The sequence below is a fragment of the Paraburkholderia terricola genome (assembly GCF_900142195.1).
GTDB lineage: Bacteria > Pseudomonadota > Gammaproteobacteria > Burkholderiales > Burkholderiaceae > Paraburkholderia > Paraburkholderia terricola.
This window is the reverse complement of sequence record NZ_FRAB01000037.1, coordinates 1-24,757: the sequence shown is the minus strand read 5'-3', so window position 1 is coordinate 24,757 and position 24,757 is coordinate 1. Positions and strand designations below refer to the sequence as shown.

At 61.6% G+C, this 24,757-nt stretch carries 26 protein-coding genes and 1 pseudogene; 14 read left to right on the top strand and 13 right to left on the bottom strand.

Annotated features, from left to right (window positions below; all coding sequences use genetic code 11):
- The first annotated feature begins 24 nt into the window (after positions 1 to 24).
- The 5 genes from murI (at position 25) to BUE39_RS25185 (ending at position 3,554) form a co-directional block, all read left to right on the top strand.
- Positions 25 to 912 carry a glutamate racemase gene (murI, locus tag BUE39_RS25205; protein WP_073431435.1) on the top strand — a complete coding sequence of 296 codons (888 nt, stop codon included), beginning with the start codon at positions 25 to 27 and terminating at the stop codon, positions 910 to 912.
- Between the two features lie 219 nt (positions 913 to 1,131).
- Entirely contained in the window at positions 1,132 to 1,368 is a 237-nt protein-coding gene (locus BUE39_RS25200; RefSeq protein WP_073431460.1) for a (2Fe-2S)-binding protein, read from the top strand.
- A gap of 252 nt (positions 1,369 to 1,620) precedes the next feature.
- Positions 1,621 to 2,361 (top strand): energy transducer TonB, encoded by a 741-nt coding sequence (locus BUE39_RS25195; RefSeq protein ID WP_073431434.1) that lies wholly within the window; start codon positions 1,621 to 1,623, stop codon positions 2,359 to 2,361.
- Between the two features lie 25 nt (positions 2,362 to 2,386).
- Positions 2,387 to 3,118 (top strand): MotA/TolQ/ExbB proton channel family protein, encoded by a 732-nt coding sequence (locus BUE39_RS25190; protein ID WP_073431433.1) that lies wholly within the window; start codon positions 2,387 to 2,389, stop codon positions 3,116 to 3,118.
- Positions 3,119 to 3,134: 16 nt separating this feature from the next.
- The gene (locus BUE39_RS25185) at positions 3,135 to 3,554 is read left to right on the top strand and encodes an ExbD/TolR family protein (RefSeq protein WP_073431432.1); all 420 of its coding nucleotides are present in this window, start codon (positions 3,135 to 3,137) and stop codon (positions 3,552 to 3,554) included.
- A 367-nt stretch (positions 3,555 to 3,921) separates the two neighbouring features.
- On the opposite strand, the gene BUE39_RS25180 is transcribed toward BUE39_RS25185, so the two are convergent.
- On the bottom strand, positions 3,922 to 4,911 hold the full coding sequence (locus BUE39_RS25180; RefSeq protein ID WP_073431431.1) for a LysR family transcriptional regulator: 990 nt from the start codon (positions 4,909 to 4,911) through the stop codon (positions 3,922 to 3,924).
- 122 nt (positions 4,912 to 5,033) lie between these two features.
- On the opposite strand from BUE39_RS25180, the gene BUE39_RS25175 reads away from it, so the two are divergent.
- The 4 genes from BUE39_RS25175 to hemP all read left to right on the top strand — a co-directional run bounded on the left by BUE39_RS25175 (position 5,034) and on the right by hemP (position 7,458).
- Positions 5,034 to 5,912, top strand: coding sequence for a pirin family protein (locus BUE39_RS25175; protein ID WP_073431430.1), 879 nt, complete (start codon positions 5,034 to 5,036; stop codon positions 5,910 to 5,912).
- 160 nt (positions 5,913 to 6,072) lie between these two features.
- Positions 6,073 to 6,471: an OsmC family protein gene (locus tag BUE39_RS25170; RefSeq protein ID WP_073431429.1), complete on the top strand. Its 399-nt coding sequence runs from the start codon at positions 6,073 to 6,075 to the stop codon at positions 6,469 to 6,471.
- A 47-nt stretch (positions 6,472 to 6,518) separates the two neighbouring features.
- Entirely contained in the window at positions 6,519 to 7,001 is a 483-nt protein-coding gene (locus BUE39_RS25165; protein WP_073431428.1) for an SRPBCC family protein, read from the top strand.
- 196 nt (positions 7,002 to 7,197) lie between these two features.
- Positions 7,198 to 7,458 (top strand): hemin uptake protein HemP, encoded by a 261-nt coding sequence (gene hemP, locus BUE39_RS25160; protein WP_073431427.1) that lies wholly within the window; start codon positions 7,198 to 7,200, stop codon positions 7,456 to 7,458.
- A gap of 298 nt (positions 7,459 to 7,756) precedes the next feature.
- Here hemP and BUE39_RS25155 read toward each other — a convergent pair whose 3' ends face one another.
- The 5 genes from BUE39_RS25155 to uvrB all read right to left on the bottom strand — a co-directional run bounded on the left by BUE39_RS25155 (position 7,757) and on the right by uvrB (position 13,503).
- Positions 7,757 to 9,163 (bottom strand): 4Fe-4S binding protein, encoded by a 1,407-nt coding sequence (locus BUE39_RS25155; protein WP_073431426.1) that lies wholly within the window; start codon positions 9,161 to 9,163, stop codon positions 7,757 to 7,759.
- Positions 9,160 to 10,005: an FTR1 family iron permease gene (locus BUE39_RS25150; protein WP_073431425.1), complete on the bottom strand. Its 846-nt coding sequence runs from the start codon at positions 10,003 to 10,005 to the stop codon at positions 9,160 to 9,162. The genes BUE39_RS25155 and BUE39_RS25150 overlap by 4 nt, the downstream gene beginning before the upstream one ends.
- Positions 10,006 to 10,092: 87 nt before the next feature.
- Entirely contained in the window at positions 10,093 to 10,425 is a 333-nt protein-coding gene (locus BUE39_RS25145; protein ID WP_073431424.1) for a cupredoxin domain-containing protein, read from the bottom strand.
- Positions 10,426 to 10,543: 118 nt separating this feature from the next.
- Positions 10,544 to 11,092 carry an iron transporter gene (locus tag BUE39_RS25140; protein WP_073431423.1) on the bottom strand — a complete coding sequence of 183 codons (549 nt, stop codon included), beginning with the start codon at positions 11,090 to 11,092 and terminating at the stop codon, positions 10,544 to 10,546.
- A gap of 317 nt (positions 11,093 to 11,409) precedes the next feature.
- Positions 11,410 to 13,503 carry an excinuclease ABC subunit UvrB gene (gene uvrB / locus BUE39_RS25135; RefSeq protein WP_073431422.1) on the bottom strand — a complete coding sequence of 698 codons (2,094 nt, stop codon included), beginning with the start codon at positions 13,501 to 13,503 and terminating at the stop codon, positions 11,410 to 11,412.
- A gap of 394 nt (positions 13,504 to 13,897) precedes the next feature.
- On the opposite strand from uvrB, the gene BUE39_RS25130 reads away from it, so the two are divergent.
- Positions 13,898 to 15,097, top strand: a complete 1,200-nt coding sequence (locus BUE39_RS25130) for an amino acid aminotransferase (RefSeq protein WP_073431421.1) — start codon at positions 13,898 to 13,900, stop codon at positions 15,095 to 15,097.
- A gap of 153 nt (positions 15,098 to 15,250) precedes the next feature.
- Here the strand turns inward: BUE39_RS25130 and BUE39_RS25125 are convergent, their stop codons facing one another.
- A complete protein-coding gene (locus tag BUE39_RS25125; protein WP_073431420.1) occupies positions 15,251 to 16,489 on the bottom strand; it encodes a DUF3734 domain-containing protein in 1,239 nt (412 codons plus the stop codon).
- 10 nt (positions 16,490 to 16,499) lie between these two features.
- Positions 16,500 to 17,297 (bottom strand): 3-hydroxybutyrate dehydrogenase, encoded by a 798-nt coding sequence (locus BUE39_RS25120; RefSeq protein WP_073431419.1) that lies wholly within the window; start codon positions 17,295 to 17,297, stop codon positions 16,500 to 16,502.
- Positions 17,298 to 17,520: 223 nt separating this feature from the next.
- On the opposite strand from BUE39_RS25120, the gene BUE39_RS25115 reads away from it, so the two are divergent.
- Both BUE39_RS25115 and BUE39_RS25110 read left to right on the top strand, forming a co-directional pair.
- Entirely contained in the window at positions 17,521 to 18,492 is a 972-nt protein-coding gene (locus BUE39_RS25115) for a potassium channel beta subunit family protein (protein ID WP_073431418.1), read from the top strand.
- Between the two features lie 194 nt (positions 18,493 to 18,686).
- Positions 18,687 to 19,532, top strand: coding sequence for a 23S rRNA (adenine(2030)-N(6))-methyltransferase RlmJ (locus BUE39_RS25110; protein WP_073431459.1), 846 nt, complete (start codon positions 18,687 to 18,689; stop codon positions 19,530 to 19,532).
- Between the two features lie 188 nt (positions 19,533 to 19,720).
- Here the strand turns inward: BUE39_RS25110 and BUE39_RS25105 are convergent, their stop codons facing one another.
- The 4 genes from BUE39_RS25105 to cueR form a co-directional block, all read right to left on the bottom strand.
- On the bottom strand, positions 19,721 to 20,761 hold the full coding sequence (locus BUE39_RS25105) for an ABC transporter substrate-binding protein (protein WP_073431417.1): 1,041 nt from the start codon (positions 20,759 to 20,761) through the stop codon (positions 19,721 to 19,723).
- A gap of 252 nt (positions 20,762 to 21,013) precedes the next feature.
- Positions 21,014 to 21,355: a hypothetical protein gene (locus tag BUE39_RS34950; RefSeq protein WP_084561481.1), complete on the bottom strand. Its 342-nt coding sequence runs from the start codon at positions 21,353 to 21,355 to the stop codon at positions 21,014 to 21,016.
- A gap of 227 nt (positions 21,356 to 21,582) precedes the next feature.
- Positions 21,583 to 21,729: a DUF3563 family protein gene (locus BUE39_RS25095; protein WP_073431416.1), complete on the bottom strand. Its 147-nt coding sequence runs from the start codon at positions 21,727 to 21,729 to the stop codon at positions 21,583 to 21,585.
- Positions 21,730 to 22,030: 301 nt separating this feature from the next.
- The gene (gene cueR, locus BUE39_RS25090; protein WP_073431415.1) at positions 22,031 to 22,453 is read right to left on the bottom strand and encodes a Cu(I)-responsive transcriptional regulator; all 423 of its coding nucleotides are present in this window, start codon (positions 22,451 to 22,453) and stop codon (positions 22,031 to 22,033) included.
- Between the two features lie 127 nt (positions 22,454 to 22,580).
- Between cueR and BUE39_RS25085 the strand changes: the two genes are divergently transcribed.
- Both BUE39_RS25085 and BUE39_RS25080 read left to right on the top strand, forming a co-directional pair.
- Positions 22,581 to 22,805, top strand: coding sequence for a heavy-metal-associated domain-containing protein (locus tag BUE39_RS25085; RefSeq protein WP_073431414.1), 225 nt, complete (start codon positions 22,581 to 22,583; stop codon positions 22,803 to 22,805).
- Positions 22,806 to 22,817: 12 nt separating this feature from the next.
- A complete protein-coding gene (locus tag BUE39_RS25080; RefSeq protein ID WP_073431413.1) occupies positions 22,818 to 23,741 on the top strand; it encodes a dTDP-4-dehydrorhamnose reductase family protein in 924 nt (307 codons plus the stop codon).
- 690 nt (positions 23,742 to 24,431) lie between these two features.
- On the opposite strand, the pseudogene BUE39_RS25075 reads toward BUE39_RS25080, so the two are convergent.
- A pseudogene (locus tag BUE39_RS25075) lies at positions 24,432 to 24,674 on the bottom strand (transposase domain-containing protein); the annotation flags it as partial.
- Positions 24,675 to 24,757: the final 83 nt, after the last annotated feature.

Genomic DNA, 24,757 nt, shown 5'->3' with positions numbered 1-24,757 from the left:
GTGCCACGCGTGTCCTCTTCGCCTATGTCCGCGGAATCAACGTCTCCGAATGCTTCGGCTAGCGTTTCCAATGCCGGCTCACACGCGCCGGTCGGCATTTTCGATTCGGGTCTGGGTGGTTTGTCTGTGTTGCGGGCGGTTCGCGCCCAACTGCCCGACGAGGCGATTCTGTATGCCGCCGACTCGCTCTACGCACCCTACGGCGAGCGCGACGACGATTTCATCGCCGACCGTACCCTCGCGATCGGCGAATGGCTCGTCAAGCAAGGCGCGAAAGCCTTGGTGGTTGCCTGTAATACGGCGACCGCGCAGTCGATCGCGCTGGTGCGCGAAAAGCTGCCGATTCCCCTGGTGGGCGTCGAACCGGGCGTCAAGCCGGCCGCGCTGCAGTCCAAAACCCGCGTCGCCGGCGTGCTCGCCACGCAAGTGACATTGCGTAGCGCGCGCTTCCAGGCGCTGCTCGAACGCTACGCTTCCGATTGCCGTTTTCTCTGCCAGCCGGGCCACGGGCTCGTGCAGGCGGTGGAGCGCTGCGATGTCGGGTCCGACGAATTGCGCGCGCTCTTGCGCGGCTACCTGCAGCCCATGCTCGACGCCGGCGCCGATACGCTGGTGCTCGGCTGCACCCACTATCCGTTTCTCGATGCGGCGATCCGCGACATCGTCGGTGACCGGCTGATGCTGATCGACACGAGCGTCGCTATCGCGCGCCAATTGGAACGCGTGCTGGAACAGCATGGCCTGCGCGCTCCGCCGCAAGGCGCTGGATCGGTTCCGCCCCGTTTTTATTCGACCGGCGACGGTACCCATCAACAACAACTCGCCGCCACGCTGCTGCATATCGACACAACGGTCGAACAGGTGTCGATCCCCTCGCCCCGTACGGCAGCGCCAGATTCCCAAGCCGCCTGAACGTCGCTAGTGCGCCGAGGCGCGCCACGCGGCTCACCTCGGCATTTTGAGCGGATTCGGACGTTTTTCCGTCCTTGGACCATTCACGCCGCATAGCGCCCTCCGACGCGAAACCCTTCTAACAATCTGGTTTTGTTACAAAAAAACGCGCAGGGTGCTTGCCAAATGGGCCGAACAAAATGATAATAATTCGCATTAACGTTAGCTATGACGCCCACCATGATTGTCTGTGTCTGCAAGTCTGTTTCTGACCGAACGATCCGTGCTTCGATCGCGGAAGGCGTCGATTCATTCGACGAACTGCAGTTCGAGTTAGGCGTCGCTTCGTGCTGTGGCAAATGCGCCGATTCCGTCCGTGACGTCATGATGCAAAGCGGCGTGTGCGCAAGCCGCTGCGGCGTGGAGCACCATTCGCAGGCGGTCCCGCTGACGTTTTACGAACGCAAGGCGGCCTGAGTCGAGATTGCGAGGCGCGGCCCGAGCCGCGCCTTGCTGCTTCGCCCGTTTCGTTGGTGCTTTTCCCCTTAACCCACTGCCGTCAGCAAGCCAGTATCCGTACCAGCCAGCTACCCCGCTCACCATCAAATGGAGTTCGAGATGGAATTGCTGATTGGTTTCGTGACTACCTTGTTCATTTCGCTGCTGATCTTCCGAACATGACGATGTCTTGTCTGAGGCGCTGTACCGACAGCGCGCCGCCACGCTAACATGCAGGCCTCGCATACCGTTTCAGCCGGCGCCTCGCCGGCATCACCCAACCGAATGAATTCCCGCGTCCTGACCGCGACCGCCATGGTTGCGGCGATTCACGTCGCTCTGCTTGCCGTCGTGCTGACGCTGCGCCATGACCCCGTCGTGCAGCCGCAACTCGAATCGCGCGTCATGACCGCGCAATTGCTGCCACCGGCACCGGTCGCCGCGCCCGTCGCGGTTCAATCGGTGGCCCCGCCGCCGCCCACGCCCACGCCGCCCGTGCGCACGAAGCCGAAGGTCCAGCCGAAACCGACGCCAACGCCCAAGCCGGCGCCTACACCGTTGCCGCAGGCCGCCACGCCATCGCCCACGCCTGTCGCGGCTGCCGATCCGACGCCGCCCGCGCCCCCGGCACCCGCCGCGCCGCCCGCTCAGGCCGCGCCGGCAATCTCGCGCCAGACGATGGAAATCACCGCGCCGAAGAACGTCTCGCACCTCGACTGCAACATCGCCAAGCCCGACTATCCATCGCTCTCGAAGCGCCGCGGCGAAACGGGCACCGCGTATGTGAAGTTCGTGGTCGGCCTGACCGGCAAGCTCGAAAACATCGAACTGAAAAAGAGCAGCGGCTTCAGCCGTCTCGACGACGCCGCGCTCGCCGCCGTGCACGCGAGCGCCTGCAAGCCTTATCTCGAGAACGGCCAGCCAATTCGCGCTGCGTACACTCAGCCTTACGACTTCAATCTGAACGATTGAAGCAGATTTCAAAAAAGGAATGGCAATGCAAAACTACGGATTGGCGCACGTGTGGGCGCAAGGGGATTTCGTGACGCGCGGCATCGCGCTCGCGCTGTTGATCATGTCGGTGCTGTCGTGGAGCGTGATCGTCATCAAGGGCTGGAACGTGATGCGTCTGAACCGTCTCACGAAGAACGCCGAGCAGGCGTTCTGGCACTCGGACGATCTCGCCGACGGCGTGAAGAAGCTCGGCGCCGGTTCGTCGACGCCGCAGGACAATCCGTTCCTCGCGCTGGCGCTGTCGGGCCAGGAGGCAGCCGACCACCATCATCAAACGCAGCCGCATCTGCACGATCGCATGGACGTGTCGGACTGGGTCACGCGCTGCCTGAAAGACACGATGGATGAAAGCGTCGCGCGCATGCAAAGCGGTCTCGCGATTCTCGCTTCCATCGGCAGCACGGCGCCGTTCGTCGGCCTGTTCGGCACGGTGTGGGGTATCTATCACGCGCTGCTGGCGATCGGCGCGAGCGGCCAGTCGTCGATCGATCAGGTGGCGGGGCCGGTCGGCGAAGCGCTCATCATGACCGCATTCGGTCTGTTCGTCGCGATTCCGGCGGTGCTCGGCTACAACGCCTTGACGCGTGCCAACAAGGCGATCGTCGCCAAGCTGAGCCGCTTCGCACACGGCCTGCACGCATTCTTCGTGACGGGCGCGCGCCTGTCGTCGTCGCGACGTGGCGACGGTCTGCGCCTCGCCACGCGCGCCAACTGATCGACGAGGCATTCCGATGGCAATGAGCCCTTTCGCCGGCGACGATGACGACGGCTTGATGAATGAAATCAACATGACGCCGCTCGTCGACGTGATGCTGGTTCTCCTGATCGTGTTCATGGTGACGATTCCGGTGATCCGTCACGCGGTCAAAATCGATCTGCCGCATGCCAGCAGTCAGAAGGAAGACACCAAGCCCGCACAGGTAACGGTCGCCGTCGACGCGGACGGCAATGTGTTGTGGAACGACAGGAAGGTCGACGACGCGGCGTTGCGCGTGAAAATTGCAGAGGCCGCGCAAGCGAACCCGCAACCTGAACTCCATCTGGATGCGGATCGTAAAGTGCCGTATGAGAAAGTGGCCGAAGTGATGTCGGCGGCGCAAGCCGGCGGCCTCACCAAGATTGGTTTCGTTACGCAGCCGAAAGGAAAGTAAGCGAGGAAGTAGCGCTCACCTTGCAGAAAATCCCTTAAAACAGGGGCTAAAAGTAAAAGGCCTTCATCGTCAGATGAAGGCCTTTTTTTGTGCGCACTCGGCGCCTTCGGGCGGCGGGATCATTTGCCATTAGTCGAGGACCGATAGCTCGAATCATCGCATGCGACAGCCGTGTTCAACACGGACAGCGCGGTCAGCCCTATCAGGCCCGCTATGATAGCGGCCATGAGTTTCCGCATAAGAGACTCCTTAGCGAAGGGATTTCACTATAGGCCTGTGACCGCAAGCGTTCAAGCAAAGCGCCATTGAAAGTACTCATGACAAGCCGCGCTTAAATGCTAAAAGCGATGCTCGAAGGCTTAGCGGGCTATGAGGTAACCGCGAGCGCCGGCTGTGCCGCGGCGTTTTTCTCCTCTCTTACCGGACACTCACCCGTGACGTGCTTGCCGTCGTCCGGATCGAGCATCTCGACCAGATAATCGACAAAAGCACGCACGGCCGGCACCATCCCCTGCCGCGAGACGAATACCGCGTACAACTGCGGCGTCGGGAAAGTCCAGCCCGGCATCACGGGCGACAATTGCCCCGCACGCAACGATGCGCCGTACATCATCTCCGGCAGCGCGGCGATGCCGACGCCGGCCAGCACCGCCTCACGTATCGTCATCAGATCGGCGGTCACGAGACGCGGCTCGTGTTCATGCGCATGACGTGTGCCGTCCGGCGCGATCAGGTTGTAGACGTGGCGTCCGTCGCCGGTCGGCACGTCGAGGGTTTCAAAACGATTGAGATCGGCCGGCAACAGCGGCGGCGCATTCTGCTGCAACAGGCTCGGGGCGCCCACCAGCATCTGCTGCGTACGCCACAACGGCCGCACCACGATGTTCGCGCTTTCCGGCGGATCGGAACGCACGCGCAGCGCGACATCGATCGAATCCTCGAACAGGTCGATCACGCGGTTCGTCACTCGCATCACCACGCGTACTTCCGGAAAGCGGTGCATGAATTCGGGCAGGATTTGCGACAGGATGGTCTGCGAAACCGTGACCGGCACGCTCACCCGCACCGTGCCGCGCGGCGACGAGCGCAATTGCTGCACGACGTTGACGGCTGCTTGCGCCTCGCTCAGCATCGCCTGACAGTGCTGATAGAAGAGCTGGCCGGCTTCGGTCAGCGCCAGCTTGCGTGTGGAACGCTGTAACAGACGCACGCCCAACGACGCCTCAAGTTCGGTCAGCCGGCGCGATAGGCGTGACTTGGAGATCCCCAGCACGCGCTCGGCGGCGGAAAAACCACCGTGTTCGACGACCTGGGAGAAGTACATCAGGTCATTCAGGTTGTGTGAATCGATCTTCATCTCATCGTTCCATTAATAGAACAATCAATTGCATGACGGCGGCTGGCACCCCTAAAAACGGTCCCTATAATAGCTCCATGTTTCAAAAATAGCGCTATTCCCATTTTTCGAGGTGACATTTGATGAGCACGACACGCACGATCGAACGGACGTATCCGGCCGTTCGCACGACCGAGGGCGGGGGCTTCATCGTCCACCGTCCGTTCCCGACCCGCATGCTGATGGATTTCGATCCGTTCCTGCTGCTCGACGAAATGGGGCCGATCGATTACGCGCCGGGCGAAGCCAAGGGGGCGCCGGACCATCCGCACCGCGGCTTCGAGACGGTCACTTATGTGCTGGAGGGCCAGTTCGGCCATAAGGATTCGGCGGGCCATTCGGGCACGCTCCATGCCGGCGATGTGCAATGGATGACCGCGGGCGCGGGCGTCGTGCACAGCGAGATGCCGGACCCGTCGTTCGTGCGCACCGGCGGGCGCGTGCACGGCTTGCAACTCTGGGTGAACCTGCCGCGTCGCGACAAGATGATCGCGCCGCGCTACCAGGACATGCCGTCGTCGAGCATTCCGGTTGCGACTTCGGCGGACGGCAAGGTGCGAGTCAAAGTGATCGCCGGCGAAGCGCTCGGCGTGAAAGCCGCGATCGAAACGCGCACGCCGATCCTGTATCAGCATTTCTCGCTGCAGCCCGGCGCAACGATCCGGCAGCCGGTGCCGGCCGACTATCGCGTGTTCGCCTACAGCTTGTCCGGCAAGGGCCTCTACGGCGAAGGCGAAGCACGCCAGGAAATCGGCGCGCGGCAAATGGTCGTGTTTCAGAACGACGGCGAGACCGTCACGCTCACGGCCGGCGCCGAGCCGCTCGAAGTGCTGCTCCTGGGGGGCGTGCCACTGAAGGAACCGGTTGTGCGCTACGGCCCGTTCGTGATGAACACGGAAGACGAGATCCGCCAGGCCGTCGTCGACTACCAGGCGGGGCGCATGGGCGCGATCACGCATTGATGAGAGGCTGACAGCTCGGCGCCAACCTGCCACCCGCCCGTGAGCCACGGCGCGAACGCCGGTAAATTCGTTCACAATAGCAATTCATGCCGCGCGCCGCGCCGTTTAATCACAACGTGCCGTATCGCGCGGCGATTTCCGTCCCTATTCAGGAGCGCGCATGGCCGAACCCAACGTCACCGCCCACATCGGTTCGACGAATTTCCAGGTACTTTTCGACGACGGCAAACACACGTGGCTTGCCGATGAACCCGAATCGCTCGGCGGTGGTGATCGCGGGCCGACGCCTGTTTCGCTGCTGCTCTCGAGCCTCGGCGCCTGCACGTCGATCACGCTGAAGATGTACGCTCAACGCAAGGGCTGGCCGCTCGCCGACGTGCGCGTGACGCTCGCCATCGAAACCGGCGAAGCGGGCACGTCCATCGATCGTCAGATCGTGCTCGAGGGTGACCTGTCCGACGAGCAGCGGGAACGGCTTTTGCAAATTGCCAATGCGTGCCCGGTTCACAAGATCCTCACGCATTCGATCACGATCCGCTCGGGCCTCGCTGTCGCGTGACACCGCACTAGCCATATGTATTGCAACGCTTTGATAGGAAGCCGTCTTTGAATTTCGAACACCTCATCCAGATCAACGACCCGTTGAATCCCTTCGTCGACTCGATGACCCGCGAGCAGCTGTGGGAGGGGCTCGTGTTGCGCGCCGAGCAGCCGCAACTATTCGTGATCGGACTCGACAGCTGCACGATTCTTTCGCGCGACGGCAACGTACTTGAACGTGAACTGCACTACGGCCAGGCCACCGTGCGTGACCGCGTCACGCTGCAGGACAGCCAGAGCGTGCGCTACGACATCCTGCCGACCGCAGACCACGTGGGCGGGTCGCTGACGATGACCATTGAGCAGCCGGACGAACTGCAACTCTTCCTGCGGTTCGAGTACGCCACCACACTTCCCGTGTCCGACGATCAGGACGCGGTGCAGACGCAGGAAATCGTGAAGTCGGCGTATCGCGAGAACGACATCGATACAGTACGGTTGATTCGCCAGTACATGCAGACGAAGCAGGAGCCCGGCCCCCTTCATTGAGTCGCGCTCGGCGGTCGCCGCATGCTAGTGCCTGCTGTGCATCGACGCGCCACGATCGCGATGGCCGATATCCTCTTCTCGCTCATTCTGTTTGTCTAACTATCGAAAGTCGAATCCGATGAATTTCTCTTCCTTGTAAATAGGAATAGTTATCATTTAGAATTCATCCATCGAATCGACGAACAGCCAAAAACGAATGACCGATCTCAACCGTTCTTCCACGCTCAGTCTGCGCCGCCCGGCGGCCGCGCTAACCAGCCGTCCGAAAGCACCAGCGGCGACGGTAACCGCAGCGAAGCCCGCTGCCGAACGCGCAAACGGTTCAGGCGAGAAGTCGGAACGAGCCGTGCGCAGCGACGCTTTGCTGCAAGGACATAGTCACGTCAGCATCGTGCATAACGGCGAAACCTATCAGCTGCGCGCCACGCGCCTCGGCAAGCTGATCCTGACGAAGTAACGAAAGAATAGAGTAAGTACCGGGTATTGTGGGGACCACCTCTTCGAGAGGTGTTAGGCAGTAGCCAGCCACGACGGCTTGCACGTGAGAACTAGACCCCTTCGTGCAGACACCAAGCCAGCCGTCGCAGCCAGCCAGGCCGCTTTTTCGGTTCTCAACCAATGCGGATACGCGAAAACGCCGCGTATCGCACATGTAGAAAAGAAAAGCCGTGGGATGTTGTCATCTCCACGGCTTTTTGTTTGCTAAGGCGCAGGTAATGCCGAGACCCAAGGCATGCGCGTTGAAACGTTCAGACTTATTTCGACGCCCAGCCCCAGAACATCAGCCACCAGGCGCTGTCGACAACAGCCAGCGCCGCGACGAACCACGCCATCGCGAGGCTACGCGGAAAGAACTGTTCGCTATAGCGACGCGTGACGCGCCAGACAAGCCATGCGCTCCAGACGTTGGCAATCGCCAGAATTGCGATACGCATATCCGACGCCCACCACAACGACACATGTTCCGCGCGCAGCAGCGACAGCGTGGTTGCCGAGAGCCCAAGAAAGACGCCGGCGCCCGCGATCGGAATCAGCCCTTGCGTCAGATGATGCAGGCGCACGGTATTGAAGCGCCCAAGCATGCGCGTCGCGCCCATTAGCAACAACAGCAGCGCGGTGCCATACACCAGTGCAGTGGCGAGGATGTAGCCGATCACCATCGTGCCGTCGAGCCAGGAGAATACGTCGTTCTGCTCGGGGTAATGCGTGAAAAGGAACCAAGGCGCGTTGGTCTGCAGCGGCCAGGTGATGTCGTGATCGACCAGCCAGGTCGCAAAGAACATCTTCAGATCGATGAACCAGCGCGAGGCGGTCCAATGAAACGCGCCGATCGCAATGCCGAGCAGGCCGTACAGGATCAGCACGGTATCCCACACGTTCGCCTGTTTGTCGCCGAGTTGCACGACTTCCGATGACGGCGCGCGCCACGTCAGCGCAATCGCATCGCGGTGCCCGCTGCAGCGACCGCACATATGGCAGTCCGACGCACCCTTCATATTGCGCAACGGCACCAACGGCGCGCAATTGATCGGAATTACGCGATGTCCATGCTCGCCGTTCTTGTACGAACGGCGCCACGCGTCTTCATCGACTTTGTAATGGAACGGCGCCAGGCGCGCCAGAAGCGAAAAAACCCCGTTGACGGGGCAGAGATATTTGCACCAGACCCGCTTCTCGCGTCCGTAGAGCAACCCGATGATGATCGCCGCGAACGTCGAGCCGCCGAGCACCAGCAGCACGGCCTTCGGATACTGGTAGACGCTCACCATCTGGCCATAGATGGTGGTGGTGCCGAACGCGACGAAAGGCCAGCCGCCCCAGCGCATCCAGCGTGGAATCGCCCAGCCGCGCCCATATTTGCTGGCGAATTCCGCGAGCGCACCTTCCGGACACAGCACGCCGCACCAGACGCGGCCGAGCATCACCATCGAGAGCAGCACGAACGGCCACCAAATGCCCCAGAACACGAACTGCGCGGCGAGCGTCAGATTGTTCCAGAGATGCGAGGTGTCGTCCGGCAGCGGCATGACCGCGGGCACCAGGATCAGAAATGCGTACACCGCCACCACGACCCACTGAATACCGCGGATCACAGCGCCGTGGCGCTGCATCCACTGCCCGGCCGCTGCGAGGCGGCCCGGACGGGTCATGACCGTGCTCATGCCGTGCGCCCTGCGGCCTGTCGCGCCGGCTTGCGATTTGCACGACGCAACAGCAGATAGACAACTGCCCAGTACACCGCGTAGGCAATCAGATTCATTAGCGCCGGGTGAGCGCGATAGCCGGTGAGCGTCGAGACCAGCGAGCCGAACGTGTTCGAATCATCGAGGATCGCAGACGAATTCCACAACTGGTCGACGATCGTCGGCAGAAATTCCTTGTCGATCAGCTTGTCTACACCGGTCTGGAAAAGACCAGCGCCGAGGAACAGCAGCATGATTTCCGTGACGCGGAAAAAGAGCCGCCACGAGAAGAGCTTGCCGCCCAATTGCAGCACATAGAAAGTGAGGAAGGCGAGACCGAGGCCGATCACGACCGCGAGCATCTGGCCGCCGTCCACGTGACCGGATTGGCCGAAGCCGAGGCCGTACAGGAAGATCACCGTCTCGCTGCCTTCGCGCGCGATCGCGAGGGCGACCAGCAACGCGACGCCCCACCAGTTCGAATCGCGCTGGCTTTTTTGCAGCGACTGTTCCATGTCGCGCTTCAGCGACCGGCCGTGCTGCTTCATCCACAGCACCATCTGCACGATCAGCACGCACGCGACCAGTACCATCGCGGTCTGGAAATAATCCTGCGCGTCTCCGGAGAGCACTTCCGTGAAACCAACCAGCGCGGCGCCCAGCGCGACAGCAGCGATCAAGCCGGCCGCGACGCCACCCCACAGGTACGGCAAACCGCGGCGCGCGTCGTCGTCGCCATTTTTCAGCCATGCGTACAGGATGCCGACCACCAGCAACGCCTCGACGCTTTCCCGCCACACGATGAATAGAATCTGACCCATCAAGCCCTCCCGTCTACCCTTTACCGCTACTGCTGTCGCGAACGCGTAACCGAGGAAGGCCCGCGCTCGCGTCCTGGCCGTTATCCGTTACTTCGCGACGATCACGCCCTGCGCCTGCTGGTGGAAATCGTCGAAAAACTTGTATTCGCCCGGCTCGAGCGGCGCGATCACGACGAACGACTCCGCGCCCGGCGCCAGCACCTTTTCCTTACGCAACTGGACGCTTTCGAATTCGGCTGCGCCCTTGCCGGTGTTGCGCACTTCGATCTTGATACGCTGCCCCGCCGGCACCTCGATGCGCGCCGGCGTCAGCTTGCCGTCGTTCATTTCCAGCTTGAAGGTCGGCAGATCCGCTGCGTGGACCGCACCCGCCAGCAAAGCCGTGGTGGCGAGGATCGCGATCTTTCGGTTCATTCTCATTAGCCTTTCCGGGAAACGCGGCGCGCGAGGACTCAACGTTCGCCCGCCGCCTGCTGCATTCATTCACTCACGCCCCGCCATGCGACGACGCTTGACGAGGCGCGATGACCCGCTGCGATCAGTAACCGCCCTTCTTGCCGATGCCGGCGAAGGTGAAATCGTATTCGAGCGTGATCGGCTTGAACCACGGACCCACGCCGGTTTCCTTGTCGACGTGACGGCCGAAGGCCATGTGGCCGGTTTGCATCGGCGCTTCGACGATCATCTTCAGGTGGTACTTCCCCGGGCCTTGCAGCTTGACGTTGTCGCCGTAGTGCGGACCGTCGTTGGCGACCATCGCCATCAGGTCGCCCTTCTGCGTCTGGTTGGAACCGGCTTTCGTCAATTCATAGCGCACTTGCAGATACGGCATCCAGTCGCCTTCGGCAAAACCGGTCGGATTGTGCTTGACCGCGTGAATGTCGGCTTCCAGGTGGATGTCCGAATCCGACGCCTTGCGCATCATGCCTTCCGGTTCCATCGTGATCGGCTGCAGGTAGACAGCGGCGATTTCAATGCCGTCGCGAATCTGCTGCTTGCCGATCGGGTATTCCGCCGCCGTTGCCGAGAGAGCCGCTACCGCAGCCACCGCTGCGGCGCCGCCGCGCACAAATGAAGAAATCCGCATTGAAACTCCTTGTTTTTATCTGACTGGAACCGAACCCATTGGAATGTGCGTTACGCATGCACTGATGCACCGGCCACGTCCTTAAAGGAAGCGATGGTCCGTACGCAAATGGCATATACGAACGTTAATGCGAACCATTCTCAATATTGGGCGAGTTTATCATTGATCGCCAGGGGAAACAAATACGAACGCACGCAGAGCCTTATGGCAGCAGGGTCTTAAGGCCGTCTTAAGGAAGCGCGTGTGAAGGAGATGGCGGGATGCGGGGCGGACGAGACGGGACGCGGCACGTTGCCGCGCCCCAGACGGGAAGAGGCTTATTCGACACCGGACACGTGATCGCCCACGTTGGCTCCAAACACACGTTGGCGCAGCAAGGCCAGTTGATCCCGGGTCTGCGCGGCCTTTTCGAACTCGAGATTCCTGGCGTGCTCCATCATCTGCTTTTCGAGACGCTTGAGTTCCTTGGCGAGCTGCTTCTCGGACATGTCTTCGAATTTCGCGCGGGTTTGCTGTTCCTTCAGTTCGGCGCGGGCGTCATCGACGTTGTATACGCCGTCGATAATGTCGCGGATGCGCTTCACCACCCCGCGCGGCGTGATGCCTTTTTCGAGGTTGAACGCGATCTGCTTCGCGCGCCGCCGTTCGGTTTCGTCGATGGCGCGGCGCATCGAGTCGGTGACTTTGTCCGCGTAGAGAATCGCCTTGCCGTTCACGTTGCGCGCTGCCCGGCCGATGGTCTGGATCAGGGAGCGCTCGGCGCGCAGGAAGCCCTCTTTGTCCGCGTCGAGAATCGCGACCAGCGAGACTTCCGGAATATCCAGCCCTTCACGCAGCAGGTTGATCCCCACCAGCACGTCGAAGGTGCCCAGGCGCAAATCGCGGATGATCTCGACCCGCTCCACCGTATCGATGTCGCTGTGCAGATAGCGCACCTTGACGCCGTGGTCGGCCAGAAACTCCGTGAGCTGCTCGGCCATCCGCTTGGTCAGCACCGTGACCAGCACGCGGTCGCCCGCCTTGACGCGCTCGTTGATCTCGGCGAGCACGTCGTCGACCTGGGAACGCGCCGGCCGCACCTCGATTTCCGGGTCGACGAGCCCGGTAGGACGCACCAACTGCTCGGCGACCTGTCCCGCCGTTTTCTTTTCGTAGTCCGCCGGCGTGGCCGACACGAACACCACCTGGCGCATCTTGCGCTCGAACTCGTTGAACTTGAGCGGCCGGTTATCGAGCGCGGACGGCAGGCGGAAGCCGTAGTCCACCAGGTTCTCCTTGCGCGCGCGGTCGCCGTTGTACATGCCGTTCAACTGGCCGATCAGCACGTGCGATTCGTCGAGCAGCATGATCGCGTCCGGCGGCAGGTAGTCGACCAGCGTGGGCGGCGGCTCGCCGGGCGCCGCGCCCGAGAAGTGCCGCGAGTAATTCTCAATGCCCTTGCAGAAACCGAGTTCCTGCAGCATTTCCAGATCGAAGCGGGTGCGCTGCTCGAGCCGCTGCGCTTCGACCAGCTTGCCTTGGCTATAGAAGAATTCGAGCCGTTCGCGAAGTTCGTTCTTGATCGTTTCGACGGCGCGGATCACGGTGTCGCGCGGCGTCACATAGTGCGACGACGGATAGACGGTAAAGCGCGGAATCTTCTGGCGCACGCGGCCGGTGAGCGGGTCGAATAGCTGCAGCGTTTCGACTTCGTCGTCGAACAATTCGACGCGGACCGCCATTTCCGCGTGTTCGGCCGGGAAAATATCGATCGTGTCGCCGCGCACCCGGAACGAGCCGCGCTGGAAGTCCGCTTCGTTGCGGTTGTACTGCATGGCGATCAGCCGCGCGATGATGTCGCGCTGGCCGAGCCTGTCGCCGGTGCGCAGCGTCAGGATCATCTTGTGATATTCGGACGGATTGCCGATACCGTAGATGGCCGACACCGTGCCGACGATCACCACGTCGCGCCGCTCCATCAGGCTCTTGGTGGCCGACAGCCGCATCTGCTCGATGTGCTCGTTGATCGACGAATCCTTCTCGATGAACAGGTCGCGCTGCGGCACGTACGCTTCCGGCTGGTAGTAGTCATAGTACGAGACGAAGTACTCGACCGCGTTGCGCGGAAAGAACTCGCGGAACTCCGAATAGAGCTGCGCGGCCAGCGTCTTGTTCGGCGCGAACACCATCGCCGGGCGGCCGAGCCGCGCGATGGTGTTCGCCATCGTGAAAGTCTTGCCTGAGCCGGTCACGCCGAGCAGCGTCTGGAATGCAAGGCCGTCCTCGACGCCCTCGACGAGCGTCTCGATCGCGGTCGGCTGGTCGCCGGCGGGCGGATAGGGTTGATACAAATGGAACGGCGAGCCGTCGAACGTGACGAATTTCGATTCGTCGAGCGTATCCCCGGCTTCGGTCAGATGTTGTTCGGACATGTGGGGCGGTACCGTGCCTTAGGCAAAGGACTATTCTAACGGGTTGCGGGATCGTGAGCTGAACGGGTCGGCGTAGGTTTCGAGGCGCTTTGAGGGGCGGATTCGCGCCTCGAGTTGGCGGCTGATTTCTTGCACCCTGTCGTGTGTGATCGAGCGCGACGCGCGTCTGCGGCGCGCCGGTCGGCGGGCATCTCCCGCGCGAATTCTTGTAACCAGATGACGCCGGAATGCCTGTTTTTCAAGCAAATAATCCGCTCTGATCGCGTTCTCGGCCCAAAAAACGTTCGCGGATTCGTTACAATGCGAAGCTGCGCTCGCTCGTTGCCGTCCCCTATCTGTCCCGGACCGCCCGCGCTCGAAGCCGCCCTCTTTTCACTACTGCTGCCCACCCACCATGTCTCTGTTCTCCGCCGTCGAACTTGCTCCCCGCGACCCGATTCTGGGCCTGAACGAAGCCTTCAACGCCGATGCGCGCGCCACCAAGGTCAATCTTGGCGTCGGCGTGTACTTCAACGAAGAAGGCAAGATTCCGCTGCTGCGCGCCGTGCGTGAAGCCGAAAAGGCTCGCGTCGAAGCCGCGCTGCCGCGCGGGTATTTGCCGATCGAAGGCATCGCGGCCTACGACGCGGCCGTGCAAAAGCTGCTGCTCGGCAACGACTCGCCGCTGATCGCCGCGGGCCGCGTCGTGACGGCGCAAGCACTGGGCGGCACGGGCGCGCTGAAAATCGGCGCAGACTTCCTGAAGCGCCTGAACCCGAACGGCAAGGTCGCCATCAGCGATCCGAGCTGGGAAAACCATCGCGCGCTGTTCGAAAGCGCCGGCTTCGAGGTCGTGTCCTACCCGTACTACGACGCGCGCACCCACGGCGTGAACTTCGAAGGCATGCTTAGCGCATTGAATAGCTACGCCGCCGGCACCGTCGTCGTGCTGCACGCGTGCTGCCACAATCCGACGGGCGTGGACCTGACGGTGGATCAATGGAAGCAGGTCGTGGAAGTCGTCAAGGCGCGCAATCTCGTGCCGTTCCTCGACATCGCGTACCAAGGCTTCGGCGACAACATCGAAGCAGACGCCGCGGCGGTACGCCTGTTCGCGGCATCGGAACTGAACGTGTTCGTGTCGTCGTCGTTCTCGAAGTCGTTCTCGCTGTACGGCGAGCGCGTCGGCGCACTGTCGATCATCACGGCCAGCAAGGAAGAAGCTGTCCGCGTGCTGTCGCAACTGAAGCGCGTGATCCGCACGAACTATTCGAACCCGCCTACGCACGGCGGCTCGGTGGTCGCGGCGGTGCTGGCCTCGCCCGAACTGCGTGCAACGTGGGAAACGGAACTGGGCGAAATGCGCGACCGTATCCGCGCCATGCGCAACGGTCTGGTCGAACGCCTGAAGGCAAGCGGCGTGGATCGCGACTTCAGCTTCGTGAACGCGCAACGCGGCATGTTCTCGTATTCGGGCCTGACCGCGCCGCAAGTGGACCGTCTGCGCGAAGAGTTCGGCATCTATGCCGTGAGCACGGGCCGCATCTGCGTGGCTGCGCTGAACACGCGCAATCTCGACGTGGTGGCTAACGCGATTGCTCACGTATTAAAGTAAGGCGCTTCAAAGCAGAACGCGAGGGACCATTGCTCGCGTTTTTGCCGGAACTGTCTCGGAACCAAACGGCGCCTTTTTCGAAGGCGCCGTTTTTTATTGGCGGCGAGTTACTTGCTCGCCAGTTGCTGCTTGCTTGATTAACCTGCCGTTCGTTCAGCGCGAATCCCGATGAATATCGTGCGTGACAAAGCCCGCATCGTTATCCGGCATATCGAGCCAATCGGGCTGTGAAAGGGAATGACGAATGTCTTCCAGACCGCTTTGCCAGTGTTCGCGCATGGTCGACAGACCGAACTGGAAGTCCTTGTAGTGCCCTTCGTACTCCTTGTGCCGGTAGATGAGATGCAGCACGTTGTAGCGCTTCGAACACGACAGATCTTCGGCCAGCTTGCACCATGGGTCGTCACGCTGCTCGGACGGCACCCGATCGAGCACCTCGCGCAACACATGCCGGAAGCGCTGCGAACGTTGCAGCATATCGGTCACGAGACGCGTGCGACTCGAATACTGGATGTCCTTCATGCGCCCCTGAACGTCGGTGATGCTATCCGGCACCGGACCTATCGCGCTCCACAGATCGACCTGGAACGCGAGCGTGTCGCGGCGCGGCGTGGACTGGATCACCTCGTAGAGCGGCGTATTCGACATCAGGCCGCCGTCCCAGTAGTACTGGCCGTCGATTTCCACCGCCGCGAAGCCCGGTGGCAACGCGCCCGACGCCATGAAATGTTCCGGTTTCAGCGTGGTGTGCGTGTTGTCGAAATACGCGAAATTGCCGGTACCGCAATTGACCGCCCCCACCGACACCCGCATTTCACGCGAATTGATCCGGTCGAAATCGCAGAGCGCCTCGAGCGTCGCTTTTAGCGGCGCGGTGTCGTAGTAGCTCGCGAGTTGCGGCGGTCCGGAGACCGTCGGCAACGGCGGCGGAAAACGCGGAACAAAAAAACCCTTCTGCCCTTCGACGATCGCGCCGATTGCCTGTGTTGCCGTGAAAGCCTTGCGTATGGCGTCGCTCGAATTAAAGAACGCGTGCTCGACAAAGGCGGGCAACGGCAGTCCGAAAGCCGGTTGGCAGATCGTCTCCCAGAATTGCAGCAGGCGTTCAACCCGTTTTTCCGGCGGATTGCCGGCAATGATCGCGGTATTCAATGCGCCGATCGAAATGCCGGCAAGCCAGTTCGGCTCGATGCCGGCTTCGAAAAGCCCCTGATAGACGCCGGCCTGATACGCGCCCAATGCACCGCCGCCTTGCAGCACCAACGCGACGGTTTGGTAGTTGGGCAATTGACGCGGCTGCGCAGGCTGGGCGGCGGGCGCCGAGCCTGCTCCTTCGCCATTCCCGTCGCCGGACGCGCTAACGCGCGCCCGTTTGAGATTGCGTTGCGCCACGGGCGCCTCCTTATTGCATGTACCAGCCGTGGCTCACAATAAAGGACTGGCCGGTCAGTGCGGCCGTTGGGAAGGTGGACAGAAATAACACCGTCTGCGCGACGTCTTCCACCGTGGTGAAGATGCCGTCGACCGTACCACCGAGCATCACGCGCTTGACCACTTCTTCCTCGCTGATGCCAAGTTCCTTGGACTGCTCGGGAATCTGTTTATCGACGAGCGGCGTGCGCACGAAACCCGGACACACCACGTGCGAGCGCACGTTATGCTTCGCGCCTTCCTTGGCCAGGACACGCGAGAGTCCCAGCAGCGCATGCTTGGCCGTCACGTAAGCGGACTTCAGCGGCGACGCTTCGTGCGAATGGACCGAACCCATGTAGATCACGATGCCGCCGCGATCGTCCTTGTACATGTGCTTGAGCGCCGCCTTGGTGGTGAGGAACGCGCCGTCCACGTGGATCGCCTGCATCTTCTTCCAGTCGGAGAAAGAGTAGTTCTCGATGGGATTGACGATCTGGATGCCGGCGTTGGAAATCAGAATGTCGACCGAGCCGAGTTCGGCGGCAACCTTGTCGATGCCCTGGTTGACGGCGTCTTCGTTCGTGACGTCCATTGCCACGCCGATTGCCTTGCCGCCGCCCTTCCTGATTTCCTCAGCGACGGCGTTCGCCCCGTCCTGGTTCAGGTCGGCGATCGCGACCGCCGCACCCGCGGCGGAAAGTGTCAGCGCGATCTGCTTGCCGATGCCGCTTGCCGCGCCGGTAACCACCGCGACCTTGCCATTCAGATTCGTGTTCGGTGAGGACATGCAGAACCTCCATGCAGTTGATGAGCAATGAGACCACGGGCCGCGAGCGTCGTGAAGTCAGCCAACCGGCATAGGCCGTTCGGCTGACTGCCGCACCGCGGCCAACGCTGCTATTGTGCATGAAGCGTGTGAAGTCCAGCGGTAAAAAGCACATTCAAACTTTTCTCTTTAGACTGGCTGCTTTCCGCGGGATTCCAGTAGCTTCACCATCAAGGAGACATGCATGAAGTATCGACGTCTGGGCCGCTCCGGCCTGCAAGTCAGCGAACTGTCCATCGGCTCGTGGGTCACCTACGGCAACCAGGTCGATCATCGCGCGGCGCGTGAGTCGCTCGCTGCGGCGCGTGACGCGGGAGTCAATTTCTTTGACAACGCCGAGGTGTACGCTGGCGGGAAATCCGAGGAAATCATGGGCCAGGCGCTGAAGGAACTGGCGTGGCCGCGCGTGAGCTATGTGGTGTCGACGAAATTCTTCTGGGGCCTCGCCGAAGCGCCGAACCAGTACCACACGCTGAACCGCAAATATCTGCTGAACGCGATCGACTCGTCGCTCAAACGTCTGCAACTCGACTATGTCGATCTGGTGTTCTGTCATCGTCCCGACCCGAATACGCCGATCGAGGAAACCGTTTGGGCGATGAGCGACATGATCACGCGCGGCAAGGCGCTGTACTGGGGTACGTCGGAATGGAGCGCCGATGAAATCCGCGCCGCTTATGAAATTGCGGAGCGGCACCATTTGCACAAGCCTGTCATGGAGCAGCCGCAGTACAACCTGTTCCATCGCAAGCGCGTCGAGCAGGAATACAAGCGGCTTTACGAAGATATCGGGCTTGGGCTCACCACATGGAGCCCGCTTGCGTCCGGCCTGCTCACTGGCAAATACCGCGACGGCGTGCCCGCCGACAGCCGCGCGCAATTGCAAGGCTACGACTGGCTGCGCAAGCAGGTCACCGACGCGGGCAAGAACAACGTGGTCGGCAAGCTCGGCGAAGTGGCCGACGACCTGGGCTGCACGGTCGGCCAGTTGGCAATCGCATGGATTCTGAAGAATCCGCATGTCAGCACGGTGATCACGGGCGCGTCGCGGGTCGAACAGATCGGCGAGAACATGAAATCCGCCGACGTGGCCGAGCAAATCACACCGGAGATCAAGCAGCGTATCGAGGAGATCATCGGCGACGCCTACGACTGAGCTGACTCGCGCCGAACCGCGTGACACGCGGGAGCTCGGGCACCATCGCGGCCATGCCGCGCGAACTCGCCGCAAGTCGCGATGCGGCGTCGCGTACAATATGCGGTCGCGCGGCACATCAGCCGTGCTGCCGCACTGCACCCGCATCGCCGGATCGCTTCAGACCGGCCGCCCTCTTTCAGCGTCTCCTCAAAATGCTCAGCTATCGCCACGCCTTTCATGCAGGCAATCACGCCGATGTTCTGAAACACGCCGTCGTCTTGCAGCTATTGCGCTACCTTGGCCAGAAGGACAAAGCCTATTGGTATATCGACACGCACGCGGGCGCCGGCGTCTATTCGCTGAAGGAAGGCTACGCGACCAAAACCGGCGAGTTCCAGACGGGCATCGCCAAGCTTTGGGGGCGTAATGATCTGCCGCCGCTATTCGCCGATTACATCGACGAAGTGAGCGCGCTCAATCCGGACGGCCAGTTGCGCTTCTATCCGGGCTCGCCGTATATTGCCTGGCGGCAGCTACGCGAGCAGGACCGCATGCGTCTCTTCGAGCTGCACACCACCGAAATCGACGTGCTGCGCCATAACTTCCGCGACGCGGGTCGCCGCGCAATGCTTTATGCGGGCGATGGCTTCGACGGCATCCTCGCGTTGCTGCCGCCAGCGCCGCGCCGCGCGCTGGTGCTGCTCGATCCGTCGTACGAGGACAAACGCGATTACACCCGCACGCTTCGCTGCGTTGAAGAGAGTCTCAAGCGCTTCCCGACCGGCACGTATGCGGTCTGGTATCCGCAGGTGAGGCGCCAGGAGTCGCAGCGCTTTCCCGATCAGTTGAAAAAGCTGCAGGAACGCAACTGGCTGCATGTGAGCCTCACCGTCAGCAATCCGCCGACAGACGGCTTTGGATTGTTCGGTAGCGGCATGTTCATCCTGAATCCACCGTATACGCTCGCGAAAACGCTCAAAGACCAGATGCCCTGGCTGGTGAAAGCGCTCGGCGAAGACAACGCAGCGCAGTTCAAGGTGGAATATCGCGGCGATTGAGCTTGCTGCGGATCAGTTGCCAAGCGCGGGGAATGGACCGCGTGGTTCGAGCGGGTGACGGCCGTGATCGCATTCGCTCGGCGACAAAGCCTAGCCGCGGACACCGCCATGTGACGCTCGCGCGTACGTGCACGCAATCCCAGCGCATTTCGCGCGTGGCCGCCCGCTCACCATGCCATCGCTCGGCTTTACTTGAGTTGCGCCGCTGCCTTACGAGCGAAGTCGTTGGTATACGTCGTATTCAGATCGATCTTTTTCGGATCGAGCCGATTATCGAACGACGCCAACGCACGCAATGAAGTCGCCGGACCGTCGGCCGGCATCAGGCCGTCCGGCGAATAGGCGTCGCGCACGTTGTGGAAGGCTTCCACATACAGCGCCGAGTCGTTGAGCAGATACGCCGGGGGCACCATCTTCAGCAGATCCGCGTCGCTCGCGGTCTGCAGCCAGTGGTCCGCGCGCACGATCGCATTTGCGAGCGCCTGCGTCGTCTTCGGATACTTCTGGATGAAATTCTCCGAGGCATAGAGCGTCGCGGCGGGCATAGTTCCGCCGAACACCTCCTGCGTGCCCTTCACCGTGCGCGTATCGACCAGAACCTTGACGGCGCCGCTGCGCGTGAGCTTGGTCATCATCGGATCGACGTTGGAAAGCGCGTCGATCTGGCCGCCGCTCACCGCGGCCAGTACTGTTGCGCCGCTGCCGACGCCAATCGCGGAGATCTCGTTGCGTTGGACGCCTGCCTTGCGCAGCGCCACGGTGAGCACGAGATCGGTGGATGAACCCGGCGCGCTCACCCCGACTTTCGCTCCTTTGAAGTCCGCCAGCGTCTTGATCTGATCGGCCCTTGACTTCAGCACGGCGACGACGATCTGCGGCGCACGGCCCATCAGGACGAACGCCCGGTAGCGCTGTCCCTTTGCCTGCATGAACAGCGTGTGCTCGAATGCGCCGGCGCCCACGTCGGCGCTGCCGCCCACCACCGCTTCCAGCGCCTTCGATCCGCCGGCGAAATCCTCGAGGGTAACGTCAAGGCCCTCGTCCTTGAAGTAGCCCAATTGTTGCGCGGCAAGCACCGGTAAATAGTAGAGACCCGGCAAACCGCCGACCGCCATCGTCAGCGTGGGCTTTTCCGGGGTGTCCCGGGCGAGCGAAACGCCGGGTAGCGCCGCAAGCGCAATCAGCGTGGCGAAAGCGCCGATGGTCTGCCACATCCGGTGAGTAGGCATTTGATGTCTCCTTGTTCTGTTTTTCATTCACGCCGTCTGATATGCATGGCCGATGCCCCGGCGCTGGACCGTGCAACGATTGTCGTCGGACGGTTTCGCCCACGCCATGCGCCCAAACCCCAATGGCGCGCGCCGTATGCCAGGCGCACGAGCGGAAGAAGGCAAGCGCTACTCAGCCGGCTGGAGCGAGCCGAGCCGCTCGAAACATCAATGGGATGGAAGCGAACGGCCGAGGTCGCGCGCCAAAGGCGCTTATTGCGAACGAGGCGCCGGGCGGAGTTGCAACTGCGGTGCCACGCCACCACCGACAGGCAATTGGATGTACGGCGCGATAACGAACGGCATCGCCGAATTGGGCGTCAACTCGGTAGGCGTCGCGATAGGCTGCGCCTCGACAATCGGTTGTCGCGAGAGCGGCGCGGTCTGCAGTATGGTTCCGCTCTGACCGTCGCTAATGCCGTTTTGCGAGTCGAGGATCACCGGCTTACGTACGCTGCTCGACGCGGCCAAAGCGCTCGACATGGCGAGAGCCGTTGCCAGCGCGGCGGCCACGGCGACAACCAGAAGGGATTTCAGCGAGCGGACAGGATGCATGGGCGGGCCGGTGCGGATTTGAGTTGCCGGATTATGCGGAAAACGCTTTACCTTACCGCGGCGTTGGTTATCAGGCTAGAGGATATTCGCCGCGAGTAGCCATACGGCGCCGCCGCCACGAAACGTTGGATTCAGATGTGACAAAGCCCCGTCTGTACGGGGCTCGACACTGTCCTACGATGGCTGCGCAACATGCGCTGCCGGGCCAAACTTGACGCAGTGAAAACTTACAGCGAGTAGCCGTTGGTTTCCAGCGAGCGGATGCGATGCTCGAGCTGAACGATATCCGACGATGACGCCAGGTAGGCTTCACGACGGCTACGTTCCGCAGTTTCAAACCACGTGCTCAGCTTTTCAACAAGGTATGCAAACATGATGTTCTCCAAGGATCAGATCGAATCCCCGGTGATTTGGCATCAGGGATTTCCCGCTAACGGGTTAACCCGAATTATAGCCTTATGGTGCACCCTGCCTAGTGAAATGCTCGCATGATGTGCATTCCTTTTTGGAATGGTGCACGCCGGTGGTGCAGCTAACTCCTTGATTCTCCATGGATCCAGATCACTCTCGGCGAGCGATCGGCGCAACCGCCAAATTTTGCGCACTATTTATGTGCAAACCCTTCGGGTGGCACTGCGTTCGGTTCAAATTGCGTTCGATATGCGTGGAATTGCATTAACTGAGATGACAACCTTCTACCGTGGCCACAGTCGCATCGGCAAGTCGCTCGATAATTGGGCAATCGGGGCGTTCGTCGCCGTGGCAATGATCGGCGAGATGTGCCAATGTGTCGCGCATATCGGTCAGTTCGGCGATACGGCGATCAAGCTCCGAGACATGTTCCAGCGCAATAGCCTTCACTTCGGCACTCGCGCGCGAGCGGTCGTGCCACAGCGCCAGTAGCCTTCGAATGTCCTCGACCAGAAAGCCGAGCCGGCGCGCCTGGCGGATGAAACGCAGCGAATGGACCTCTTGCGGACCGTAAACGCGATAGCCGGCGCTGGTTCTCGCTTTCGCCGCCAGCAGCCCGACACTTTCGTAGTAGCGAATCATTTTCGCCGTGACGCCTGACGCGCGAGCCGCTTCACCGATGTTCATGACTTGTTACCCCTGTGATTGCGTCGATCGTACACCTTCCCATGATGGGAAGGCCCGCTACCCAGATACGGGTCGGCAGGCATAATTCAACTATTCAACGTCCCCCATTTTTCCGAGGCGGTTTTCCATGACGATCGAATTTAAGGTAGAAGGCATGAGCTGCCAGCATTGCGTAGTCGCAGTCACGAATGCGATCCGCGCACAGCTCCCGAGCGCGCAGGTAGAGGTCGATCTGGTATCCGGGCGTGTGACGGTCGAATCGGCGCAACCGGTTGACGTTAGCCTGTTGAAGACCGTGGTCGACGAGGTCGGCTATACGGTTACGGGCGTGCCCAGCGTCGCGCCCCACTAAGCGAGTTCGCCCATGTTCAAAATTGCCGTCATTGGCGCTTCCGGGTTGCTAGGCCGCGCTCTCATCGAAGAACTGGCGTCGCAGGCCGGCTGGCACGTCATTGCCACCGCGTTCAGCCGCCCAGGCCCGAACACGGTCGCGCTCGACATTCGCAACGCGCGGGCAGTCGCGGACTTCGTCGAGCGCGAAGCGCCGGACGCGCTCGTGATTGCGGCAGCGGAACGCCGGCCGGATGTGTGCGAGCACGATCCGGCGCTTGCCCGTGCATTGAATGTCGATGCGGTGCGCACCCTGGCTGCGGCAGCGGACCGGCGAGGTGCATGGACCCTGTCGATTTCTACCGATTACGTCTTCGACGGCACTCATCCGCCCTACCAGCATGATTCCACGCCAGCGCCGCTCAATGCGTACGGGCGGAGCAAGCTCGAAGGCGAGCGCGCGCTGGCCGAAACCACCGGTCTCGGCTGTGTGCTGCGTTTACCGCTGCTGTATGGACCGATCGTCAGTTGGGCGGAATCCGCGGTGACGAGTCTCGTGCCGGCGATTGCCGCGTCGACCTTGCCGAACGGCAAGGTCGCCGTCATGGATGCATGGGCGATCCGTTACCCCACGTTCACGCCAGACGTCGCGTTCGTGATCCGGCAGATGCTCGAGCGGCACGCCCGTGGCGAAGCGATCCGCGGCGTCGTGCAGTGGTCGGGCGACGAGCCGATGACCAAGTATGAGATCGCCGTGCGCCTTGCTCAAACACTGCAACTCGATGCGCATCTCACGGCGCAACGCACGCCCGCTGACGCGACGCCGCGTCCGCACAACTGCCACCTCGCCTCGAACCGCCTCGACGCGCTCGGGATAGGCCGCCGCACACCGTTCGATATAGCGATCCGGCAAGTGCTGGCCAGGTTTCCATGGCGAGATGGAACGGTGCAAGCTTAAAGGCAGCGAGAATTACGTGACTGCTTTCGACCGGCTGGACCGAAAATGCCGGTGATATGGGCGCCTGCGCCGTCAGTCCCGGACGCCGGACTTGGTCGGCGTGCATTATTTGGTAGCCATTCGCGGCTCACGGCTGTCTGAAGACCCCGTCGTGAAGACTCCGGCACCAGCGAGGCATCCCGTATGTCCTTAACCGACAGGAGGTGTTGCGCGTTAGTGCAACGATGGTTGGCTGAAGATGGACGGCGTGCCCGTCTTTTGCGGGTCCTCCATTGCGACGCGATTACTTGTTTTGCGGGAGCCGACTCGACGGAGAGCGTGCCGCTGCAAGTTACATTACAGCCTCCTATGCACCGCCCAAGTCAATGCGATCGCCCCGAAGCGTATTTGCGCTTCGTCCTCACCTACATTGCCGACCACCCGATCAACCGGCTCGATGCACTGCTGCAGTGACGCATCGCGGATTAGCTCGCCGAGCACGGTTAAACACTGCTCGCGTCAAGCCGGTGCCGACGACCTTGCAATTACCCACTTCGGTTCAAGGCGAGTTCATATCCCAGCTGAATATCGGTAAGGCGTTGCATGCCGCGCCACATAACAGTATTGCGCGGAGGCGGGTCGCTGGCGCGAGCGAGATAACCGTAAGCGCGCAGTAGACGGCGCCCCTTGCGCATTGGCATGCGCCATGCGTCAGGTCACGTTTGGATTCAGTCGCCAAGGCAGCAAAGCGTCGTAGTCGTCGGCGGTGTGCGCGTGCGGCAGACCTTTGAACACCGCGATGAGGTAATGGTACGGCTCAATGCTGTTCGCTTTGCAGGTTTGCATGAGCGAATACAGGTTGGCGGCGGCGTTTGCGCCGACGACGGTGTCACTGAAGAGCCAGTTCCGGCGTCCAACAGTGAACGGTCTTATCGCGTTCTCACACGGGTTATGCCGACTCCCCGATTATGCCGCGTCATGAATCCACGGACACAACGGTTGGCGGATCTCTATTCCCGGTCGCTCCGGTTGTCGGC

Excerpts from the sequence above, each read along its gene's own strand:
- murI (WP_073431435.1), top strand. The coding sequence starts at position 25 with ATGTCCGCGGAATCAACGTCTCCGAATGCTTCGGCTAGCGTTTCCAAT.
- BUE39_RS25200 (WP_073431460.1), top strand. The coding sequence starts at position 1,132 with ATGATTGTCTGTGTCTGCAAGTCTGTTTCTGACCGAACGATCCGTGCT.
- BUE39_RS25195 (WP_073431434.1), top strand. The coding sequence starts at position 1,621 with ATGCAGGCCTCGCATACCGTTTCAGCCGGCGCCTCGCCGGCATCACCC.
- BUE39_RS25190 (WP_073431433.1), top strand. The coding sequence starts at position 2,387 with ATGCAAAACTACGGATTGGCGCACGTGTGGGCGCAAGGGGATTTCGTG.
- BUE39_RS25185 (WP_073431432.1), top strand. The coding sequence starts at position 3,135 with ATGGCAATGAGCCCTTTCGCCGGCGACGATGACGACGGCTTGATGAAT.
- BUE39_RS25180 (WP_073431431.1), bottom strand. The coding sequence starts at position 4,911 with ATGAAGATCGATTCACACAACCTGAATGACCTGATGTACTTCTCCCAG.
- BUE39_RS25175 (WP_073431430.1), top strand. The coding sequence starts at position 5,034 with ATGAGCACGACACGCACGATCGAACGGACGTATCCGGCCGTTCGCACG.
- BUE39_RS25170 (WP_073431429.1), top strand. The coding sequence starts at position 6,073 with ATGGCCGAACCCAACGTCACCGCCCACATCGGTTCGACGAATTTCCAG.
- hemP (WP_073431427.1), top strand. The coding sequence starts at position 7,198 with ATGACCGATCTCAACCGTTCTTCCACGCTCAGTCTGCGCCGCCCGGCG.
- BUE39_RS25155 (WP_073431426.1), bottom strand. The coding sequence starts at position 9,163 with ATGAGCACGGTCATGACCCGTCCGGGCCGCCTCGCAGCGGCCGGGCAG.
- BUE39_RS25150 (WP_073431425.1), bottom strand. The coding sequence starts at position 10,005 with ATGGGTCAGATTCTATTCATCGTGTGGCGGGAAAGCGTCGAGGCGTTG.
- BUE39_RS25145 (WP_073431424.1), bottom strand. The coding sequence starts at position 10,425 with ATGAGAATGAACCGAAAGATCGCGATCCTCGCCACCACGGCTTTGCTG.
- BUE39_RS25140 (WP_073431423.1), bottom strand. The coding sequence starts at position 11,092 with ATGCGGATTTCTTCATTTGTGCGCGGCGGCGCCGCAGCGGTGGCTGCG.
- uvrB (WP_073431422.1), bottom strand. The coding sequence starts at position 13,503 with ATGTCCGAACAACATCTGACCGAAGCCGGGGATACGCTCGACGAATCG.
- BUE39_RS25130 (WP_073431421.1), top strand. The coding sequence starts at position 13,898 with ATGTCTCTGTTCTCCGCCGTCGAACTTGCTCCCCGCGACCCGATTCTG.
- BUE39_RS25120 (WP_073431419.1), bottom strand. The coding sequence starts at position 17,297 with ATGTCCTCACCGAACACGAATCTGAATGGCAAGGTCGCGGTGGTTACC.
- BUE39_RS25115 (WP_073431418.1), top strand. The coding sequence starts at position 17,521 with ATGAAGTATCGACGTCTGGGCCGCTCCGGCCTGCAAGTCAGCGAACTG.
- BUE39_RS25110 (WP_073431459.1), top strand. The coding sequence starts at position 18,687 with ATGCTCAGCTATCGCCACGCCTTTCATGCAGGCAATCACGCCGATGTT.
- BUE39_RS25105 (WP_073431417.1), bottom strand. The coding sequence starts at position 20,761 with ATGCCTACTCACCGGATGTGGCAGACCATCGGCGCTTTCGCCACGCTG.
- BUE39_RS34950 (WP_084561481.1), bottom strand. The coding sequence starts at position 21,355 with ATGCATCCTGTCCGCTCGCTGAAATCCCTTCTGGTTGTCGCCGTGGCC.
- BUE39_RS25095 (WP_073431416.1), bottom strand. The coding sequence starts at position 21,729 with ATGTTTGCATACCTTGTTGAAAAGCTGAGCACGTGGTTTGAAACTGCG.
- cueR (WP_073431415.1), bottom strand. The coding sequence starts at position 22,453 with ATGAACATCGGTGAAGCGGCTCGCGCGTCAGGCGTCACGGCGAAAATG.
- BUE39_RS25085 (WP_073431414.1), top strand. The coding sequence starts at position 22,581 with ATGACGATCGAATTTAAGGTAGAAGGCATGAGCTGCCAGCATTGCGTA.
- BUE39_RS25080 (WP_073431413.1), top strand. The coding sequence starts at position 22,818 with ATGTTCAAAATTGCCGTCATTGGCGCTTCCGGGTTGCTAGGCCGCGCT.